General features: G+C 70.4%; 13 protein-coding genes. 7 read left to right on the forward strand and 6 right to left on the reverse strand.

Going from position 1 to position 19,053, the window contains the following annotated elements; genetic code table 11:
• Window positions 1–287: 287 nt before the first annotated feature.
• The 4 genes from ACZ53N_RS14440 to ACZ53N_RS14455 all read right to left on the reverse strand — a co-directional run bounded on the left by ACZ53N_RS14440 (window position 288) and on the right by ACZ53N_RS14455 (window position 5,484).
• Window positions 288–1,895 carry a glycerol-3-phosphate dehydrogenase/oxidase gene (locus ACZ53N_RS14440; RefSeq protein ID WP_130876999.1) on the reverse strand — a complete coding sequence of 536 codons (1,608 nt, stop codon included), beginning with the start codon at window positions 1,893–1,895 and terminating at the stop codon, window positions 288–290.
• 2 nt (window positions 1,896–1,897) lie between these two features.
• Window positions 1,898–3,442, reverse strand: a complete 1,545-nt coding sequence (gene glpK, locus ACZ53N_RS14445; protein ID WP_469141173.1) for a glycerol kinase GlpK — start codon at window positions 3,440–3,442, stop codon at window positions 1,898–1,900.
• Between the two features lie 44 nt (window positions 3,443–3,486).
• Entirely contained in the window at window positions 3,487–4,269 is a 783-nt protein-coding gene (locus tag ACZ53N_RS14450) for an MIP/aquaporin family protein (RefSeq protein WP_469141174.1), read from the reverse strand.
• A 450-nt stretch (window positions 4,270–4,719) separates the two neighbouring features.
• Window positions 4,720–5,484 (reverse strand): IclR family transcriptional regulator, encoded by a 765-nt coding sequence (locus ACZ53N_RS14455; RefSeq protein ID WP_469141175.1) that lies wholly within the window; start codon window positions 5,482–5,484, stop codon window positions 4,720–4,722.
• A gap of 293 nt (window positions 5,485–5,777) precedes the next feature.
• Here ACZ53N_RS14455 and metH point away from each other — a divergent pair, with 293 nt between their 5' ends.
• From metH to ACZ53N_RS14475, 4 genes are all read left to right on the forward strand, one after another.
• Complete coding sequence (metH, locus tag ACZ53N_RS14460) at window positions 5,778–9,284, forward strand: methionine synthase (RefSeq protein ID WP_469141176.1); 3,507 nt, start codon at window positions 5,778–5,780, stop codon at window positions 9,282–9,284.
• 284 nt (window positions 9,285–9,568) lie between these two features.
• A complete protein-coding gene (locus ACZ53N_RS14465) occupies window positions 9,569–10,270 on the forward strand; it encodes an HAD family hydrolase (RefSeq protein WP_469141177.1) in 702 nt (233 codons plus the stop codon).
• Window positions 10,271–10,694: 424 nt separating this feature from the next.
• Entirely contained in the window at window positions 10,695–12,293 is a 1,599-nt protein-coding gene (locus ACZ53N_RS14470) for an ABC transporter substrate-binding protein (protein WP_469141178.1), read from the forward strand.
• 67 nt (window positions 12,294–12,360) lie between these two features.
• On the forward strand, window positions 12,361–13,959 hold the full coding sequence (locus ACZ53N_RS14475; protein WP_469141179.1) for an ABC transporter substrate-binding protein: 1,599 nt from the start codon (window positions 12,361–12,363) through the stop codon (window positions 13,957–13,959).
• A gap of 117 nt (window positions 13,960–14,076) precedes the next feature.
• On the opposite strand, the gene ACZ53N_RS14480 is transcribed toward ACZ53N_RS14475, so the two are convergent.
• The gene (locus ACZ53N_RS14480; protein WP_087928839.1) at window positions 14,077–14,748 is read right to left on the reverse strand and encodes a response regulator; all 672 of its coding nucleotides are present in this window, start codon (window positions 14,746–14,748) and stop codon (window positions 14,077–14,079) included.
• A 13-nt stretch (window positions 14,749–14,761) separates the two neighbouring features.
• Window positions 14,762–15,778: a RecB family exonuclease gene (locus tag ACZ53N_RS14485; RefSeq protein WP_469141180.1), complete on the reverse strand. Its 1,017-nt coding sequence runs from the start codon at window positions 15,776–15,778 to the stop codon at window positions 14,762–14,764.
• Between the two features lie 125 nt (window positions 15,779–15,903).
• Here ACZ53N_RS14485 and ACZ53N_RS14490 point away from each other — a divergent pair, with 125 nt between their 5' ends.
• The 3 genes from ACZ53N_RS14490 (at window position 15,904) to ACZ53N_RS14500 (ending at window position 19,053) form a co-directional block, all read left to right on the forward strand.
• The gene (locus ACZ53N_RS14490; protein WP_469141181.1) at window positions 15,904–17,145 is read left to right on the forward strand and encodes a site-2 protease family protein; all 1,242 of its coding nucleotides are present in this window, start codon (window positions 15,904–15,906) and stop codon (window positions 17,143–17,145) included.
• Window positions 17,146–17,246: 101 nt separating this feature from the next.
• Complete coding sequence (locus ACZ53N_RS14495) at window positions 17,247–18,152, forward strand: tRNA (adenine-N1)-methyltransferase (RefSeq protein ID WP_130876989.1); 906 nt, start codon at window positions 17,247–17,249, stop codon at window positions 18,150–18,152.
• 238 nt (window positions 18,153–18,390) lie between these two features.
• On the forward strand, window positions 18,391–19,053 hold the full coding sequence (locus ACZ53N_RS14500) for a hypothetical protein (protein ID WP_469141182.1): 663 nt from the start codon (window positions 18,391–18,393) through the stop codon (window positions 19,051–19,053).

Genomic DNA, 19,053 nt, shown 5'->3' on the forward strand with positions numbered 1-19,053 from the left:
CCTCCTTCCGACCGGGGCGGAACGGGGATCCGTGCCACCGCCGGTTGCAGTTCCGTGCAGTTCTGTCGCGTGTCGCGGGCCCGCCGGTCGCCCGTCGTCGGCCCGCTTCCCGCGTGCGACCTCAAGCCTACGGCTTCCGCGTCCCGCGGTCGCGACCCCGGTACGACGGGACCGGCCGCCGCGGCCGGTCCCCGGGCGGGCGGGGCGCCCGCGGGACACGCGTCGAGGGGAGGGACGCTGAGTCCCTCCCCTCGACGGGCGATGCGGTGCCGCGGCGCGGCCGGGCGTCAGCCCTTGTCGCCCAGCATGTCCTTGACCTTGGCGCGGACGTCCTCGGAGTCCAGACCGCGGATCGTCAGGGTCGTGCGGCGGCGCAGCACGTCGTCGACCGTCTCGGCCCACTCGTGGTCACGGGCGTAGACGACCTGGGCCCAGATCTCGGGGCCGTCGGGGTGGATGCGCTCGGCCAGCTCCGGGTTCTCGTTCGCCAGGCGCGCGATGTCGAAGGACAGCGAGCCGTAGTGCGAGGCGAGGTGACGGGCGGTCAGCGGGTCCATGCGGCTGCCGGGCTCGCGGTCCACCAGCAGTCGGTGGGCGACCGCGTTGGGGTTGGAGATACCGGGCAGCGGGGTGCGGCGGACCAGGTTGGAGATGGGCTCCATGTCCTCGGTCAGCGGGCTGCCGGGGAGCTTGGCGAGCTTGCTCATGACCGTGCGGCCGATGTGGCGGTAGGTCGTCCACTTGCCGCCGGCGACGGACAGCATGCCGCCCTTGCCCTCGGAGACGACCGTCTCGCGCTTGGCCTGGGCCACGTCGCCGGGGCCGCCCGGCAGCACGCGCAGACCCGCGAAGGCGTACGTCATCAGATCGCGGTCGAGGTCCGCGTCCTGGATGGAGAACGCCGCCTCGTCGAGGATCTGCTGGATGTCCTCCTCGGTGGCGCGGACGTCGGCCGGGTCGCCCTCGTACGCGGTGTCGGTGGTGCCGAGGAGCAGCTGGTCCTCCCACGGGAGGGCGAAGGTGATGCGGTACTTGTCGATCGGGGTGGCCATGGCGGCCTTCCACGGCGACTTGCGCTTCATCACGATGTGCGCGCCCTTGGAGAGGCGGATGGAGGGGGCGGCGCCCTTGTCCTCCATGGTGCGCAGGTGGTCGACCCAGGGGCCGGTGGCGTTGAGCACGACGCGGGCGTTGACGCCGAACTCGGTGCCGTCGGTGCGGTCCTTGAGCTCCGCGCCGGTCACCTTGCCGTGCGTGAAGCGCAGACCGGTCACCTCGGCGTGGTTGAGGACCACGGCGCCGGACTCGACGGCCGCGCGGACCGTCATGACGGCCACGCGCGAGTCGTTCATCTGGTGGTCGTAGTAGACCGCGACGGCCTTGAGGTTGTCCGTGCGCAGACCCGGGTTGGCCGCCTGGGCCTTCGCCGGGGAGATGACCTTGCCGACGCCGTCGCCGAAGGCGGACAGCGCGGAGTAGGCGAAGACACCGGCGCCCAGCTTGGCGGCGCCGACCGGGCCGCCCTTGTAGACCGGCAGGTAGAAGGTGAGCGGGTTGACCAGGTGCGGGGCCACGTCCTTGGCCAGCACCCGACGCTCGTGGTGGTTCTCCGCCACCAGCTTGACCGCGCCGGTCTGCAGGTAGCGCAGACCGCCGTGGACGAGCTTGGAGGAGGCGGAGGAGGTGGCGCCGGCGAAGTCGCCGGCGTCCACCATCGCGACCCGCAGTCCGGACTGCGCGGCGTGCCAGGCCACCGAGGTGCCCAGGATGCCGCCGCCGATCACCAGGAGGTCGTACGTCGCGTTGGACAGTCGGTCCCGGGTCTCGGCGCGGCTCGGGTTCGAACCGGCAGCCGGGTGCGTCCCGAGGGTCGGGACGCTCTGCAGGGTGCTCATGATTACTCCTCGTCCTCGATCCAGCCCATGGTCCGCTCGACGGCCTTGAGCCAGCTCTTGTACTCGCGGTCACGCGTGTCCGCGTCCATCCGGGGTGTCCACTCGGCGGCCCGGCGCCAGTTGGCGCGCAGGGCGTCGGTGTCCGGCCAGAAGCCGACGGCGAGGCCGGCGGCGTAGGCAGCGCCGAGGCAGGTGGTCTCGGCGACCATCGGGCGCACCACGGGGGCGTCCAGGAAGTCCGAGAGCGTCTGCATCAGCAAGTTGTTGGAGGTCATGCCGCCGTCGACCTTGAGCGCGGTCAGCTCGACGCCGGAGTCCTTCGTCATGGCGTCGGTGATCTCGCGGGTCTGCCAGGCGGTGGCCTCGAGCACGGCGCGGGCGATGTGCGCCTTGGTGACGTAGCGGGTAAGACCCGCGATGACACCACGGGCGTCGGAGCGCCAGTAGGGGGCGAAGAGGCCGGAGAAGGCCGGCACGAAGTACGCGCCGCCGTTGTCCTCGACGGAGCTGGCGAGCGTCTCGATCTCGGCCGCGCTCTTGATCAGGCCCATCTGGTCGCGCATCCACTGCACGAGGGAGCCGGTGACGGCGATGGAGCCCTCGAGGGCGTAGACCGGCTTCTCGTCACCGATGCGGTAACCGACGGTCGTCAGCAGGCCGTTGTAGGAGTTGACGGGCTCGTCGCCGGTGTTCATCAGCATGAACGTGCCGGTGCCGTACGTCGACTTGGCCTCGCCCTCGGAGAAGCAGGTCTGGCCGAACAGGGCCGCCTGCTGGTCGCCGAGCGCGGAGGCGACGGGCACGCCGTCCAGCGCGCCGCCCTTGGCGGTGCCGTAGACCTCGGCGGAGGAGCGGATCTCCGGCAGCACGGCGACGGGGATCCCCATCGACTCCGCGATGCGCTCGTCCCAGGAGAGGCTGCGCAGGTTCATCAGCATCGTGCGGGAGGCGTTGGTGACGTCGGTGACGTGCACGCCGCCGTCGGTGCCACCGGTGAGGTTCCAGATGACCCAGGAGTCCATGGTGCCGAAGAGGATGTCGCCGGCCTCGGCGCGCTCGCGCAGGCCCTCGACGTTGTCCAGCAGCCAGCGGACCTTCGGGCCGGAGAAGTAGCTCGCCAGCGGCAGGCCGGTCTCGCGGCGGAAGCGGTCCTGGCCGACGTTGCGGCCGAGCTCCTTGCAGAGCGCGTCGGTGCGGGTGTCCTGCCAGACGATCGCGTTGTGGACCGGCTCGCCGGTGTTCTTGTCCCACAGCAGCGTGGTCTCACGCTGGTTGGTGATGCCGATCGCCTTGACGTCGGCGGAGGTGATGCCCGCCTTCTCGATCGCGCCGGCGACGACCTGCTGGACGTTGGCCCAGATCTCGGTGGCGTCGTGCTCGACCCAGCCCGGCTTCGGGAAGATCTGCTCGTGTTCCTTCTGGTCGACGGAGACGATGCGGCCGTCCCGGTCGAAGACGATGCAGCGGGACGAGGTGGTGCCCTGGTCGATCGCGGCGATGAACGGGCCCGTGCCGTGGGAGCCGGTCGTGGTGTTCGCGTCGGTCATGGTGTGTGCTCCTGGGAAAGTCTGAAGGTCTCGGCGGCGGGTGCTCAGAACGCGATCTTGTGGATGCCTGCGGCGAGCGCGGCACCGACGAGCGGTCCGACCACCGGTACCCAGGCGTAGCCCCAGTCCGAACCGCCCTTGTTCGGCAGCGGCAGCAGCGCGTGCACGATGCGCGGGCCGAGGTCGCGGGCGGGGTTGATGGCGTATCCGGTCGGGCCACCGAGCGAGAGGCCGATGCCGACGACGACGAAGGCGACCATCATGGTGCCGGTGCCGCTGGTGGCCAGGCCCTTGGTCAGGCCCATGGTGAGGATGAAGAGCACCAGCGCGGCGGTTCCGATGATCTCCGTGACGAGGTTCTGCACCGCGTGACGGATCTCGGGGCCGGTGGAGAAGATGCCCAGCACCGGGCCGGCCTGGGGGGTCGCGGTCTGGTCGACCATGCCCTCCTTGGGGTTCAGGCTCGCGACCAGCTCCGGGTCGGTCAGGTGAGCCCTGAACTGACCGTAGTAGGCGAGCCAGACCAGCGTGGCGCCTATCATCGCGCCGAGCAGCTGGGAGCCGATGTAGAGCGGCACATCGCTCCACTTGACCGCACCGTCGAGGGCGAGGCCGAGCGTGACGGCGGGGTTGAGGTGCGCACCGGACTTGGCGCCGATGTACGCACCGGCCAGTACGGCGAAGCCCCAGCCGAACGTGATGGCGAGCCAGCCCGCGTTGAGCGCCTTCGAGCGCTTCAGAGTGACGGCGGCGCACACGCCGCCGCCGAGCAGGATCAATACTGCTGTACCGATGAGCTCACCGGTGAAGATGTCGGAGCTGGACACCCGCGACTCCTTTGTCCTTCGTCCAGGGGAAGGCGAACCCCGGGTCCCTCCGGTGGTCCGCGCCCTCCGAGAGGGCGGTGATCGGTCCCGCGGCAGTGTCCACCATAGCGAATATTGTCGTTAGGTGTTCGACAATGCCGACCGATGAACGGCAGTTTTCTGCACTGTTAAGGGCGCGTCAAGGGTCCTGTGACTGAAAACTCGTGGTTGACGCGGCCGAAAACCATCGTTCGACTACTGACTGGTACGCGCTGCTACTGGCCGGTATCCGACGGTGCCGATCTTGGTGAGATGTCGATCTTGAGCCGATTTCCCGGAGCGGTCGCGCCGTGGCCCGCCGGTTGATTCTCGCCCCGCGCCCGCCCCTGGCTCAGACTGTTTCCGGTCGGCGGCTGATCGGTTCTCGGCCAGCGCGCGCCCAGGCCGGAGGCCCGATGCCGGGCCCGGCGCTCAGAAACGTCCCGCGCCCAGATCGCGGGAGACGGCCCGCGCGCAGTCCCGCACCGCCGCCACCAGCTGCGCGCTCAGCTCCCCGCCCTCGCGCACCCGCTCCACCGCGCCCGTGATGCCCACCGCGCCCACCGGCATCCGCCGCCGGTCGTGGATGGGGGCGGCGACCGAGGCCACGCCCTCCCAGGTCTCCTCGACGTCCGCGGCCCAGCCCCGGGCCCGGGTCAGATCCAGGATCTCCTCGAAGTCGCCGAGGCCCGTCACCGTGTGCGGCGTGAACGCCTCGCGGTCGGCCTCCGTCACCTCGCTGTGCGCCACCGGGTCGTAGGCGCACAGCACCTTGCCCAGCGCGGTGCTGTGCAGCGGCTGCATCGCGCCGACCTCCAGCACCTGACGGCTGTCGTCGGGCCGGAAGACATGGTGGATGATCAGCACGCCCTGCTGGTGGAGCACGCCCAGATAGACGCTCTCACCGCTGGACCGCGCCAGGTCGTCCGCCCAGACGAGCGCCCGCGCCCGCAGTTCGTGCACGTCCAGATAGCTGTTGCCCAGGCGCAGCAGTTCCGCGCCGAGCTGGTAGCGCCCGGAGGCGGGGTCCTGCTCGACGAAGCCCTCCTGCTGCAACGTCCGCAGGATGCCGTGCGCCGTGCCCTTCGCGAGCCCCAGCGCCGAGGCCACATCGGACAGACCGAGCCGTCGCTCACCCCCTGCGAGCAGCCGCAGCATCGCCGCCGCCCGTTCGAGCGACTGGATGGTCCGAGCCATCGAGCAACCTCCTCAAATGCCGTTCGGCAATGCTGAACACTATCGGCCGATGCCGACCAAGGGGTAGCTGACCGCGGACCCTTCCATGATCGCCGAGAGCCCGGGGCGGCTCGCACCAGGGCTCCGACCAGCCAGTATCGGACGACTGTTTCAGGCCGCATCCCCTCCACACCAGTCCGCCCGTCAGATGAGATGCCCACTCCCATCCGTGGTGGTGCCAGCTACGCTGACGACGTGCGCCTTCTGCCGGAAGGCGTAAAGCCGACAGCCGTCGCAACCCCGGGAGCACTTCCATGGCCTCGTACACGCCATCGACCGCCAGTTCCGCCCGAGCCTCCGCCCTGCGTGAGGCGCTCGCCACCCGCGTCGTGGTGGCCGACGGGGCGATGGGCACGATGCTCCAGGCGCAGGACCCCAGCCTCGAGGACTTCCAGCAGCTGGAGGGCTGCAACGAGATCCTGAACGTCACGCGGCCCGACATCGTGCGCTCGGTGCACGAGGAGTACTTCGCCGTCGGCGTGGACTGCGTGGAGACCAACACCTTCGGCGCCAACCTCGCCGCCCTCGGCGAGTACGACATCCCCGAGCGAATCTTCGAACTGTCGGAGTCGGGCGCGCGGATCGCCCGCGAGGTCGCGGACGACTTCGCCGCGCGCGACGGCCGCACCCGCTGGGTGCTCGGCTCCGTCGGTCCGGGCACCAAGCTGCCGACCCTCGGCCACGCCCCGTACGTCAAGCTGCGCGACGCCTACCAGCAGAACATCGAGGGCCTGATCGCCGGCGGCGCCGACGCGATCCTGGTGGAGACCACCCAGGACCTGCTCCAGACCAAGGCGTCCGTCGTCGGTGCCCGGCGCGCCCTGAAGGCGGCCGGCGCCGATCTGCCGCTGCTGGTCCAGGTGACCGTCGAGACCACCGGCACCATGCTGCTCGGCTCCGAGATCGGCGCGGCGCTCACCGCCCTGGAGCCGCTGGGCATCGACATGATCGGGCTCAACTGCGCGACCGGCCCGGCGGAGATGAGCGAGCACCTGCGCTACCTCTCCCGCCACGCCCGTACCCGGGTCTCCGCGATGCCCAACGCCGGCCTGCCGGTCCTGGGGAAGAACGGGGCGCACTACCCCCTGACGCCCGTGGAGCTGGCGGACGCGCACGAGACGTTCGTCCGGGAGTACGGGCTCTCGCTCGTCGGCGGCTGCTGCGGCACGACCCCCGAGCATCTGCGGCAGGTCGTCGAGCGGGTCCGGGACATGCGGCCCACCGAGCGGCAGCCGCGGCCCGAGCCGGGCGCCGCCTCGCTCTACCAGACGGTCCCCTTCCGCCAGGACACCTCCTACCTGGCCATCGGCGAGCGGACCAACGCCAACGGCTCGAAGAAGTTCCGCGAGGCCATGCTGGAAGGCCGCTGGGACGACTGCGTCGAGATGGCCCGCGAGCAGATCCGCGAGGGCGCCCACCTGCTCGACCTCTGCGTCGACTACGTCGGCCGGGACGGCGTCGCGGACATGGCCGAGATCGCGGGCCGGTTCGCCACCGCCTCCACGCTGCCGATCGTGCTGGACTCCACCGAGCTGGACGTGATCCGGGCGGGCCTGGAGAAGCTGGGCGGCCGGGCCGTCATCAACTCGGTGAACTACGAGGACGGCGACGGGCCCGAGTCCCGCTTCGCCAAGGTCACCGAGCTCGCCGTCGAGCACGGCGCGGCGCTCATCGCGCTGACCATCGACGAGGAGGGCCAGGCCCGCACCGTCGAACACAAGGTCGCCATCGCCGAGCGGCTCATCGACGACCTCACCACCAACTGGGGGGTGCTGGAGTCGGACATCCTCATCGACTGCCTCACCTTCACCATCTGCACCGGCCAGGAGGAGTCCAGGGGCGACGGCATCGCCACCATCGAGGCGATCCGCGAGCTCAAGCGCCGCCACCCCGAGGTGCAGACCACCCTCGGTCTGTCCAACATCTCCTTCGGCCTCAACCCGGCCGCCCGGATCGTGCTCAACTCGGTCTTCCTGGACGAGTGCGTCAAGGCCGGGCTCGACTCGGCGATCGTGCACGCCTCGAAGATCCTGCCGATCGCCCGGCTGGAGGAGGAGCAGGTCAAGGTCGCACTGGACCTGATCTACGACCGCCGCGCCGAGGGCTACGACCCGCTGCAGCGGCTCATGGAGCTGTTCGAGGGCGTCAACACCAAGTCGATGAAGGCCGGCCGGGCCGAGGAGCTCCTCGCCCTGCCGCTGGACGAGCGGCTCCAGCGCCGCATCATCGACGGCGAGAAGAACGGCCTGGAGACCGACCTCGACGAGGCGCTCACCACCCGCCCCGCCCTGGACATCGTCAACGACACCCTGCTGGAAGGCATGAAGGTCGTCGGCGAGCTGTTCGGCTCCGGCCAGATGCAGCTGCCGTTCGTCCTCCAGTCCGCCGAGGTGATGAAGACCGCGGTCGCCTATCTCGAGCCGCACATGGAGAAGAGCGACGCGGACGGCAAGGGCACCATCGTGCTGGCCACGGTCCGCGGCGACGTCCACGACATCGGCAAGAACCTCGTGGACATCATCCTCTCCAACAACGGCTACAACGTCGTCAACCTCGGCATCAAACAGCCCGTCTCCGCGATCCTGGAGGCCGCCGAGGAGCACCGCGCGGACGTGATCGGCATGTCCGGGCTGCTGGTGAAGTCCACCGTGATCATGAAGGAGAACCTGGAGGAGCTGAACCAGCGCAAGCTGGCGGCCGACTACCCGGTGATCCTCGGCGGGGCCGCGCTGACCCGCGCCTACGTCGAGCAGGACCTGCACGAGATCTACGAGGGCGAGGTCCGCTACGCCCGTGACGCGTTCGAGGGCCTGCGGCTGATGGACGCCCTGATCGCCGTCAAGCGCGGCGTGCCCGGCGCGACGCTCCCCGAGCTGAAGCAGCGCCGGGTGCCCAAGCGCGAGAGCGCGGTCGTCGAGGCCGAGGAGCCGGAGGGCTCCGTGCGCTCCGACGTCGCCGTCGACAACCGCGTCCCCGAGCCGCCGTTCTGGGGCACCCGGGTCGTCAAGGGAATCCCCCTGAAGGACTACGCGTCCTGGCTGGACGAGGGCGCGCTCTTCAAGGGCCAGTGGGGGCTCAAGGAGGCCCGGGCCGGCGGGCCCACATACGAGGAGCTGGTGGAGACCGAGGGCCGGCCCCGGCTGCGCGGCTGGCTGGACAAGCTCCACACGGAGAACCTGCTGGAGGCGGCCGTCGTCTACGGCTACTTCCCGTGCGTCTCCAAGGGCGACGACCTGATCCTGCTGCACGAGGACGGCACCGAGCGCACCCGCTTCACCTTCCCCCGACAGCGCCGCGGGCGCCGGCTGTGCCTCGCGGACTACTTCCGCCCGGAGGAGTCCGGCGAGACGGACGTCGTGGGCCTGCAGGTCGTCACGGTCGGCTCGCGGATCGGCGGGGCCACGGCCGAGCTGTTCGCCGCCGACGCCTACCGCGACTACCTCGAACTGCACGGGCTGTCGGTGCAGCTGGCGGAGGCCCTCGCCGAGTACTGGCACGCTCGGGTCCGGTCCGAGCTGGGCTTCGCGGGCGAGGACCCGGCGGACGTGGAGGACATGTTCGCGCTCAAGTACCGCGGCGCCCGCTTCTCCCTCGGCTACGGTGCCTGCCCCAACCTGGAGGACCGCGCGAAGATCGCGGACCTGCTGGAGCCCGAGCGGATCGGCGTCCAGCTCTCGGAGGAGTTCCAGCTCCACCCGGAGCAGTCCACGGACGCCATCGTCATCCACCACCCGGAGGCGACGTACTTCAACGCGCGGTAGCGCGGGGGAGCGGCTGGGGTCCGGGGTTATCCCCGGGTGGGTACGGCAACGCGCGGTAGCGCGGGGGAGCGGCTGGGGTCCGGGGTTGTCCCCGGGTGGGTACGGCAACGCGCGGTAGCGCGGGGGAGCGGCTGGGGTCCGGCCGCGCAAGCCGTCGGGCCTGACGAGTCCTGAATATCGAAGTGACGCACGGTAATGGCCGCCGTACACTTGTCGGTCCGGTGAAGGCCGGTTCGCCCCCCGTGGCGGACCGGCCTTCTCGTCCCCCCTGGAGGTGTGCCCGTATGACCAGCAGCATTCCCGCTGTCGATGCCCCCTCGGCAGCCGGCTCGGCCCTTCAGGCCGTCCTGCTCGACATGGACGGCACCCTCGTCGACACGGAGGGTTTCTGGTGGGACGTGGAGGTCGCGGTCTTCGCCGAGCTCGGGCACCAGCTCCTCGAGGAGTACCGCCAGGTCGTCGTCGGCGGCCCCATGACCCGCAGCGCCTCCTTCCTCATTCAGGCCACCGGCGCGAAGATCGCCCTCACCGAGCTGACCGTCCTGCTCAACATGCGCTTCTCCGAGATGATCGGCCAGGGGGTGCCGCTGATGCCGGGGGCCAGACGGCTGCTCGGCGAGCTGGCCGCGCACGGCGTCCCGACCGCCCTGGTCTCCGCCTCGCACCGGCACATCATCGACCGGGTGCTGCTCACCCTGGGGGCGGAGAACTTCGCCCTGACCGTCGCGGGCGACGAGATCGCCCGGACGAAGCCGCACCCGGACCCGTATCTGGAGGCGGCCGCCAGGCTCGGCGTGGACCCGGCGCGGTGCGCCGTGATCGAGGACACCATGACCGGTGTCGCGGCCGCTGAGGCGGCCGGCTGCCGGGTGCTGGCGGTGCCGTCGGTGGCCCCGATTCCGCCCGCCGAGGGGCGCACGGTCGTCGGTTCGCTGGAGGAAGTCGATCTCACTTTCCTGCGTGGCCTGATTACGGGAATGCACTGAACCATGCACTGAGCGTGCCCCGCGTAATGACCAAGGAACTCTCGGCGCCGGAGTGATTGTTTTCCGTGACGAATGCGCTGGCTGAATTCCCGTAGCCGGCGATGAGGCGGCATGAGTGACGTTCGTCACCGGATTCGGGGGTGTCCGGCGCGCCTCCAGCCCCCCGGAAGTGCTCCCGTGGGGGCCGGAGCGCACCCTTGTGTCCCGATTGATGATCTCCTGCGTGAATCGTTCCGGCGTCCGGATATCGGTGATCCGTCGGCTGTTATCACCGCGTGATATTCCTTCAACTTCGCCGTGTTCCGGGGGCAGTGGCCTCGCGCACTAATCTTTTCGCGAGAACTTCACGGCTGCCCGGGTGACCAGCACAACCGACATCGGTATGGTCCCGGGACCGATCGCATCGCAGGGAGAACCCCAGACAATGAACCGCAAGACGTTGGTGCTGCCGACCGTGGCAGGCCTGCTGGCCCCCGTCCTCGTCGCTTGTGGCGGGACCGACGGAGCCGGAGCGGGCAAGAGCGCCATCGTCATCGGCACCACCGACCGGTTCGAGGAGACGACGGACGCCCCGGCGCCCTTCGACCCCGCCGTCGCGTACGACATCGGCGCCTGGAACGTCCTGCACAGCACCTTCCAGACACTGCTGCGGCTGCCCCGCTCGGGCACCGCCCCGATCGCCGACGCCGCCTCCAGGTGCTCCTTCGGGGACCGCCGCAACGAGCAGTTCCGCTGCACGCTGCGCAGCGGGCTGAAATTCTCCAACGGCCACGCGCTCACCGCCGAGGACGTCAAGTTCTCCATCGACCGCGCCCGCGCCATCAACTTCGAGAACGGCCCGGTCTCGCTGCTCAACAACATCGACTCGGTGGAGACGCCGAGCGAACTCGAGGTCGTCTTCCACCTCAAGTCGCCCGACGCGACGTTCCCGCAGAAGATCGCCACCCCGGCCGCGGCCATCGTCGACAGCGAGACGTACTCCAAGAACAAGCTCGACAACGGCTTCAAGGTGACCGGCTCCGGGCCGTACACCCTGGAGACCGAGCAGAAGGACGGCCGGGTCGTCAAGGCCGTCTTCAGTAAGAACAAGGACTACCAGGGTCCGCTGAAGCTGCAGAACGACAAGGTCGAAATGCGCTTCTACGACGACTCGGAAACGATGGAGAAGGCGCTCAAGTCCGGCGACATCGACATCATCAACCGGACGCTGTCCCCGCAGCAGATCAGCCGGCTGCGGTCCACCACGACCAAGGGCGTCCGCTTCATCGAGGCCCCGGGCCAGGAGATCAGCATCCTCGCGTTCAACACCGAGGACACCGCGGTCAAGCCGAAGGCCGTGCGCCAGGCCATCGCCCAGCTGGTCGACCGGCAGTCCCTGGCCAAGGAGGACTCCGACCGCACGAACGACCCGCTGTACTCGATCGTGCCCAGCGGCATCACCGGTCACCAGAACTCCTTCTCCAACCGGTACGAGGCGCCCAGCGTCGACAAGGCCCGCGCCATCCTGCGCGCTGCGCACATCGACGGCCCGGTGCCGCTGACCCTCTCGTACACCACGGACCACTACGGCGAGGCCACCGGCAAGGCCTTCAAGAACCTGCAGAAGCAGCTGAACTCCAGCGGGCTCTTCAACGCGAAGCTCCAGGGCGTGAAGTGGTCGGAGTTCCGGCCCAACGCCTCGGCCGGCAAGTACGCCGTCTACGGCATGGGCTGGTTCCCCGACTTCCCGGACCCGGACAACTTCGTCGCGCCGTTCATCGGCAAGGACAACTTCCTGCAGTCCCCGTACCGGAACGCGAAGATCAGCAACGAACTGATCCCGCAGTCCCGTCAGGTGACCCAGCGGGACGCGGCAGCCAAGTACTTCCAGCAGGCCCAGGACATCGTGGCCGAGGAAGTCCCGGTGCTGCCGCTGTGGCAGGGCAAGCAGTACGTGGCCGCCCGGGACCGGGTCACCGGTGCCGAGTGGGCGCTCAACTCCGCCTCGGAGATGCAGCCGTGGGAGCTCGGCCGCGGCAAGTGAGGCACAGCTGTTCAGTCCCATCCTTCCGATCTCTTCAGACGATCAAGAAACTGTGAGGAACGTGCACGTGAGGAAACGTGACCAGTGGCTTGCCGCCCCGCTCGGCGCGGGGCTTGCCGCCGCCCTGCTCACCGGGTGCGGTTCGGACGACGGCGAGGCGGCCGGCACCGGTGAGTCGGTGGTCATGGGGATGTCCGACGAGGTCGTGTCCACCGACCCCGCCTCCGGCTACGACCCGGGCTCCTGGCTGCTGTTCAACAACGTCTTCCAGTCGCTGCTGAGCTTCCCCAAGGGCAGCACGACGCCCCAGCCGGAAGCCGCCAAGGAGTGCAGCTTCAAGGACGGGGGCAGCACGGTCTACCAGTGCAAGCTCCGGGACGGCCTGAAATTCAGCAACGGCCACGACCTCACCTCCGAGGACGTCGCCTACTCCTTCAACCGCACGCTGAAGATCAACGACAAGAAGGGTCCGGCGTCCTCCCTGCTCTCCTCGATCAAGGAGATCAAGACCCCGGACAAGTCGACGGTCGTCTTCCGGCTCAAGCGGCCCGACGCGACGTTCCCGCAGAAGATCGCCTCCGGCGCCGGCTCCATCGTGGACCACCTCGAGTACCCGATGGACAAGCTGCGCACCGACGGCAAGGCCGTCGGCTCGGGTGTCTACAAGCTCGAGTCGTTCGACAAGAAGCAGGCCAAGTTCTCGGTCAGCGGCTCCTACCAGGGCGCCGCCAAGGTCCAGAACAACGGCGTCACGATGAAGTTCTTCCACGGCCAGCAGGAGGAGCTGAAGTCCGCGGTCCAGAAGGGCGACGTCGACATCGCCTACCGTGGTCTGGCCATGAAGGACATCGCCGACCTCGAGGCCGCCGAAGCCGGCGACAAGAAGAACCTCGAGGTCGTCGAAGGCAGCAGCGCCGAGGTCCAGCACCTGGTCTTCAACACCAAGGACCCGGTGGTCGGCAAGGTCGGCGTCCGCAAGGCCATCGCGTACCTGATCGACCGCAGCACCCTCGTCCGCGATGTCTACAAGCGGACCGCCGAGCCGCTGTACTCGATCGTCCCGAGCGGCATCACCGGCCACAAGACGCCGTTCTTCGAGGCCTACGGCGACCGCCCGCAGCCCGACAAGGCCGCCGCGGCCCTGCGGTCCGCGAACGTCTCCGGCAAGGTCAAGCTCACCCTGTGGGCCACGCCCATCCGTTACGGCCCCGGCACCGTGCCCGCGTTCAAGGAGATCGCCAAGCAGCTCAACGCGAGCGGCCTCTTCGACGTGGACGTGCAGAGCGTCCCGTTCGACGAGTACGACAAGGGCATCACCGAGGGCAAGTACGGCGTCTACGTGAAGGGCTGGGTCCCCGACTACCCGGACCCGGACAACTTCACGGCGCCCTTCTTCGGCAAGGACAACGTGCTCTCCAACAACTACGAGTCGAAGGAGATCACGGGCAAGATCCTGCCGACGACCGCCGCCCAGGGCAGCCGCCCGGCGACCGTCCCGGACTTCGCCCGTCTGCAGACCACCGTCGCCCAGGATCTGCCGATCCTGCCGCTGTGGCAGGGCAAGCAGTACGCCGTGGCCAACAAGCGGATCACCGGTCTGCAGTGGACCCTGGACTCCTCGACCGTCTTCCGGTTCTGGGAGATCAGCAAGGCCGCCAAGGACTGACCGTGAACGACCGAGAGGGGCCGGTACGCCGTCGACGGCGTACCGGCCCCTCTCGGTTTTCCCGTTCCGTACGAGTTCCGTACGAGCGTTCCCGTGCGTGACGGGCCGCCGGGCGGCCTACTGCGCGCCCGGGCGCACCAGGCCGCTCTCGTAGGCGTAGACCGCGGCCTGGACCCGGTCCCGCAGCCCCAGCTTCGTCAGTACGTGCCCCACGTGCGTCTTGACCGTCGTCTCGCTGACGAACAGATCCGCCGCGATCTCCGCGTTCGACAAACCACGGGCCACCAGCTTCAGGACCTCGACCTCGCGGTCGGTCAGGGTGTGCAGCGTGTCGGGCAGCGGCTCCTCGCCCGACGGAAGATGGCCGGCGTACTTGTCCAGCAGCCGCCGGGTGATGCTCGGCGCCAGCATCGCCTCGCCGCCCGCCACCACCCGGATCGCCTGCACCAGCTCATGGGCCGGCGCGTCCTTGAGCAGAAAGCCACTGGCCCCCGCCCGCAGCGCCTCCACCACGTACTCGTCGAGGTCGAAGGTGGTCAGCACCAGGACCTTGGCCGGGCCGTTCCGCTCGGGGCCGGTGATCTGACGGGTCGCCTCGACGCCGTCCATCCGCGGCATCCGGATGTCCATCAGCACCACATCGGGCTGCAGCGCCCGGACCTGGTCCAGTGCCTGGAGACCGTCCCCGGCCTCGCCGACGACCGCGAGGTCCTGCTCGGCCTCGAGGATCATGCGGAAGCCGGTGCGCAGCAGCGGCTGGTCGTCGACCAGTAGGACGCGGATCGCCACAGGAACTCCTTCGCTAGACCGGGTCCATTCTGCCCTGACCCTCCCCGTCGGCCACCACCCGGCCGCCGGCGTCGGCAGCGGCCTCGGTACCGGCCTCGGGGGCGCGCTGTGCGGGCAGGGGCAGCGGGTACGGCGGGGGAGTGCCCCCGAACTCCGGACACACGGCCTGGTGGTCGCACCAGCCGCACAGCTTGGTGGGCCGCGGCCGCCAGTCGCCGGTCTCCGTCGCCAGCGAAATGGCCTCCCACAGCGCGCGCAGCCTGCGCTCGACAGCCAGCAGCTCCGCCTCCGTCGGGTCGTAGGTCAGCACATCGCCACTGCCCAGATAGACCAGCTGGAGCCGGCGCGGGACCTGCCCGCGCAGCCGCCACATCACCAGGGCGTAGAACGTCATCTGGAACAGGGCGTCCGACCGGTACTGCGGAGCGGGGGCCTTGCCCGTCTTGTAATCGACGATCCGCACCTCGCCCGACGGCGCCACGTCCACCCGGTCGATGAAGCCGCGCAACGTCAGCCCCGCCCCGTCGGCCCCGCCGCCTTCGAGCACCGTCTCCACGTACAGCTCGCGGTCGGCGGGCTCCAGGCGCGTCGGGTCCTCCAGCGTGAACCACCGCTCGACCAGCCGCTCCGCGTCCGCCAGCCAGCGGGCCAGCCGCTCGCCGTCCCGCTCCCCGTCCTCCCCCAGGAACAGCTCCGCCAGCTCCGGCCGGGCCGCCAGCAGCTTCTCCCACTCGCCCGGCACCAGGCCCTTGGCCCGCCCGGCCGTGCGCTCGGCCGCCGGGGCGTCGAAGAGCCGCTCCAGCACCGCGTGCACCACCGTGCCCCGGGTCGCCGCCGCGCTCGGCTTCTCCGGCAGCTTGTCGATCACCCGGAAGCGGTAGAGCAGCGGACACCGCATGAAATCGGCCGCGCGCGACGGCGACAGCGCGGCCGGCCGCGCCGCCCCGGCAGGCCTGGCGGCAGGCCCGGCGGACCGGTCGGCCGCGCGCTCGGAGCCCGGCCCGGTGGAATTGTCGGTGGCGATACCCATGACAGAGAACCCTACGGCCCGTCACTGACAGTCGGGCGAATACCATCGACGGCAGACCCCCTCGCACTGCATGATCAGTGAACGGCACCAGGCGGTGCGGGGGCCGCAGCCGACGAGGGGACACCGTGGAGAACAGCGGGAAAGGCCGCTCCGGCGGGGGCGCCGGTCATGGGGCCGGGCCCGGCGGCGGCACACCCAGGCGGCCGCGGCCGGGCGGTGGCATCCTCATGGGCCGACCCTTCGGCGTCCCCGTCTACGTCGCCCCCAGCTGGTTCCTCGTCGCCGCCCTCATCACCTGGGTCTTCGGCGGCCAGCTCGACCGCGTGCTGCCCGAGCTCGGACGCGCCCGCTATCTCGTCGCCCTCTTCTTCGCCGTGGCCTTCTACGCCTCGGTGCTCGTCCACGAGCTCGCGCACACGGTCGCCGCCCTCCGCTTCAAGCTCCCGGTGCGGCGCATCCAGCTCCAGTTCTTCGGCGGTGTCTCCGAGATCGAGAAGGAGACCGAGACCCCCGGCCGCGAATTCGTCCTCGCCTTCGTCGGCCCGTTGCTCTCCCTGGTCCTCGCCGGTGTCTTCTACCTCGGCATGCAGGGCGTCGAGCCCGGCACCGTCCCCGGCGTCCTGCTCGCCGGCCTGATGATCTCCAACCTGCTCGTCGCGGCCTTCAACCTGCTGCCCGGCCTGCCGCTGGACGGCGGCCGGATGCTCCGCGCCGTCGTCTGGAAGATCAGCGGCAAGCCCATGACCGGCACCGTCGCCGCCGCCTGGGTCGGCCGCGCGCTCGCCGTCGCCGTGCTCATCGGCCTCCCGCTCCTCACCCACGCCCGCGGCGGCCTCGGCGACGGCGACTCCGAGAGCCTCGGCGGCCTCGACTCGCTCACCGACGCCCTGCTCGCCGCCATCCTCGCCGCGATCATCTGGACCGGGGCGGGCAACGCCCTGCGCATGGCCCGGCTGCGCGAGCGGCTGCCCCACCTCAGCGCCCGCACCCTCACCCGGCGCGCCGTGCCCGTGGAGGCCGCCACCCCGCTCTCCGAGGCCCTGCGGCGGGCCAACGAGGCGGGGGCCAGGGCCCTGGTCGTCGTCGACGGACAGGGCCGGCCCGCCGCCCTCGTCCGCGAGGCCGCCATCGTCGGCGTCCCCGAGCACCGCCGCCCGTGGGTCGCCGTCAGCGGCCTGGCCACCGACCTCAAGGACGGCATGCGGGTCTCCGCGGAACTCTCCGGTGAAGAGCTCCTCGACACCCTCCGGGCCACCCCCGCCACCGAATACCTCGTGGTCGAGGAGACCGGCGAGGTCTACGGCGTCCTCGCCACCTCCGATGTCGAGCGGGCCTTCGTCTCCGCCATGGCGCGGCCCTCCTCCTGACACCTGCCCGGCCACCCGCCGGCGACCGGGCGGCTGCTCGTTCGACCCCGGCCACCCCGCCGTGGTCAACAGGCGCCGCGCACGCCCGGTAGTCTGGTCACATGTCCGAACCGACCGGTGCCGCCCGCCGACGCGGGCCCTTCCAGGTCGGGGACCAGGTCCAGCTCACCGACCCCAAGGGACGCCACTACACCTTCACGCTCGAAGCCGGGAAGCAGTTCCACACCCACAAGGGTGCCTTCCCGCACGACGAGCTGATCGGTGCTCCCGAGGGCAGTGTTGTCCGTACCACGGGAAACGTCGCCTACCTCGCGCTGCGCCCCCTGCTCCCCGACTATGTCCTGTCCATGCCGCGCGGAGCCGCCGTGGTCTACCCCAAGGACGCGGGGCAGATCCTGGCGATGGCCGATATCTTCCCCGGCGCCCGCGTCGTGGAAGCGGGTGTCGGCTCCGGCTCCCTCAGCAGCTTCCTGCTGCGCGCCATCGGCGACCAGGGCATGCTGCACTCCTACGAGCGCCGTGCCGACTTCGCCGAGATCGCCACGCAGAACGTGGAGCGCTACTTCGGCGGCCCCCACCCCGCGTGGCAGCTCACCGTCGGCGACCTCCAGGACAATCTGTCCGACACGGACGTCGACCGGGTCATCCTCGACATGCTCGCCCCCTGGGAGTGCCTGGAGGTTGTCCGCAAGGCACTCGTGCCCGGCGGCATCCTGTGCTGCTACGTGGCGACCACCACGCAGCTCGCCCGGACCGTCGAGTCCATCCGTGAGATCGGCTGCTTCGCCGAGCCGTCGGCGTGGGAGTCCATGGTCCGCACCTGGCACGTCGAGGGCCTGGCCGTACGCCCCGACCACCGGATGATCGGCCACACCGGCTTCCTGCTCACCGCCCGCCGCCTCGCGGACGGCGTGGAGCCGCCGCTGCGCCGCCGCCGTCCCGCCAAGGGCGCCTACGGCGACGACTACACCGGCCCCGGCAGCGCCAGCGGATCCGCCGAGCGCTGACCCCCGATCGACCCCGGTGCCGCCACCGGGTTCCGCGCGCCGACCGCGCGCGGAACTCGGCGGCGGCACTTCTGCGTTGAGGCGCGCCGAAGGCACACGCACGACGGGATATCCACGGTGCCCGGCCGAGGAAACACCATCGGGCGGCACCCCCTGCCCGCTGTTCCCCGGCACCGAACCGTGTGGCACGATGCTGGGCACCCCCCGCAGCCACAGCTCTCACAGGAGTTCAGCCCGCGTGCAGCCTCCGGCCGGCCCCGAATCGTTCCCGCCGCCCGCCCCCGCGGCCTTCCCCGCGCCGGCCCCGGAAAGACCCGCGCGCAACCGCAGCCGTCCCGTGCACTGGATCGCGACCGCCGCGGCACTGGCCGCCGTGCTCCTCGGCGCGGCGCTCCTCGGCCCCGGCGACGCCACGGCGACCACCACCGTCACCGCTTCCGCGCCCGGTTCGGCGCCCGGTGCCGTGCCCGGCGGCGGCACTCCGCCGGCGGCGGCCCCCGATCCCCGGGCGGCGAGCTATCCGGTCGACTGCGGCGGAACACCGATGGACGTCGTGCGACGGGCCGCGGCCGACCTCGACGGCGACGGACGGCCGGAGACGGTCGCGGTGGTGCGCTGCCACTCGGAGACGGGCACCCGGCCCAGCGGGATCTACGTCCTCGCGCCGCCGCCCGCGAAGGGTGCCGCGCCGCGCGTCATGGCGACCCTGGTCGACCCCGGGCAGAAGATGAGCGTCACCGGCTTCGCGGTGAACGGCACCGGTACGGTTTCGGCCACGCTGCTCGGCTACTCCGACAAGAAGGTGCCGCGTTGCTGCCCGGACCTGCGCCGGGCCGTCGAATGGCGGTGGAAGGGCGGCAAGTTCGCCCTCACGGCACTCCCCGTCGCGGGGAGTGTGTGA

Source organism: Streptomyces sp. NPDC033229 (genome assembly GCF_055576875.1).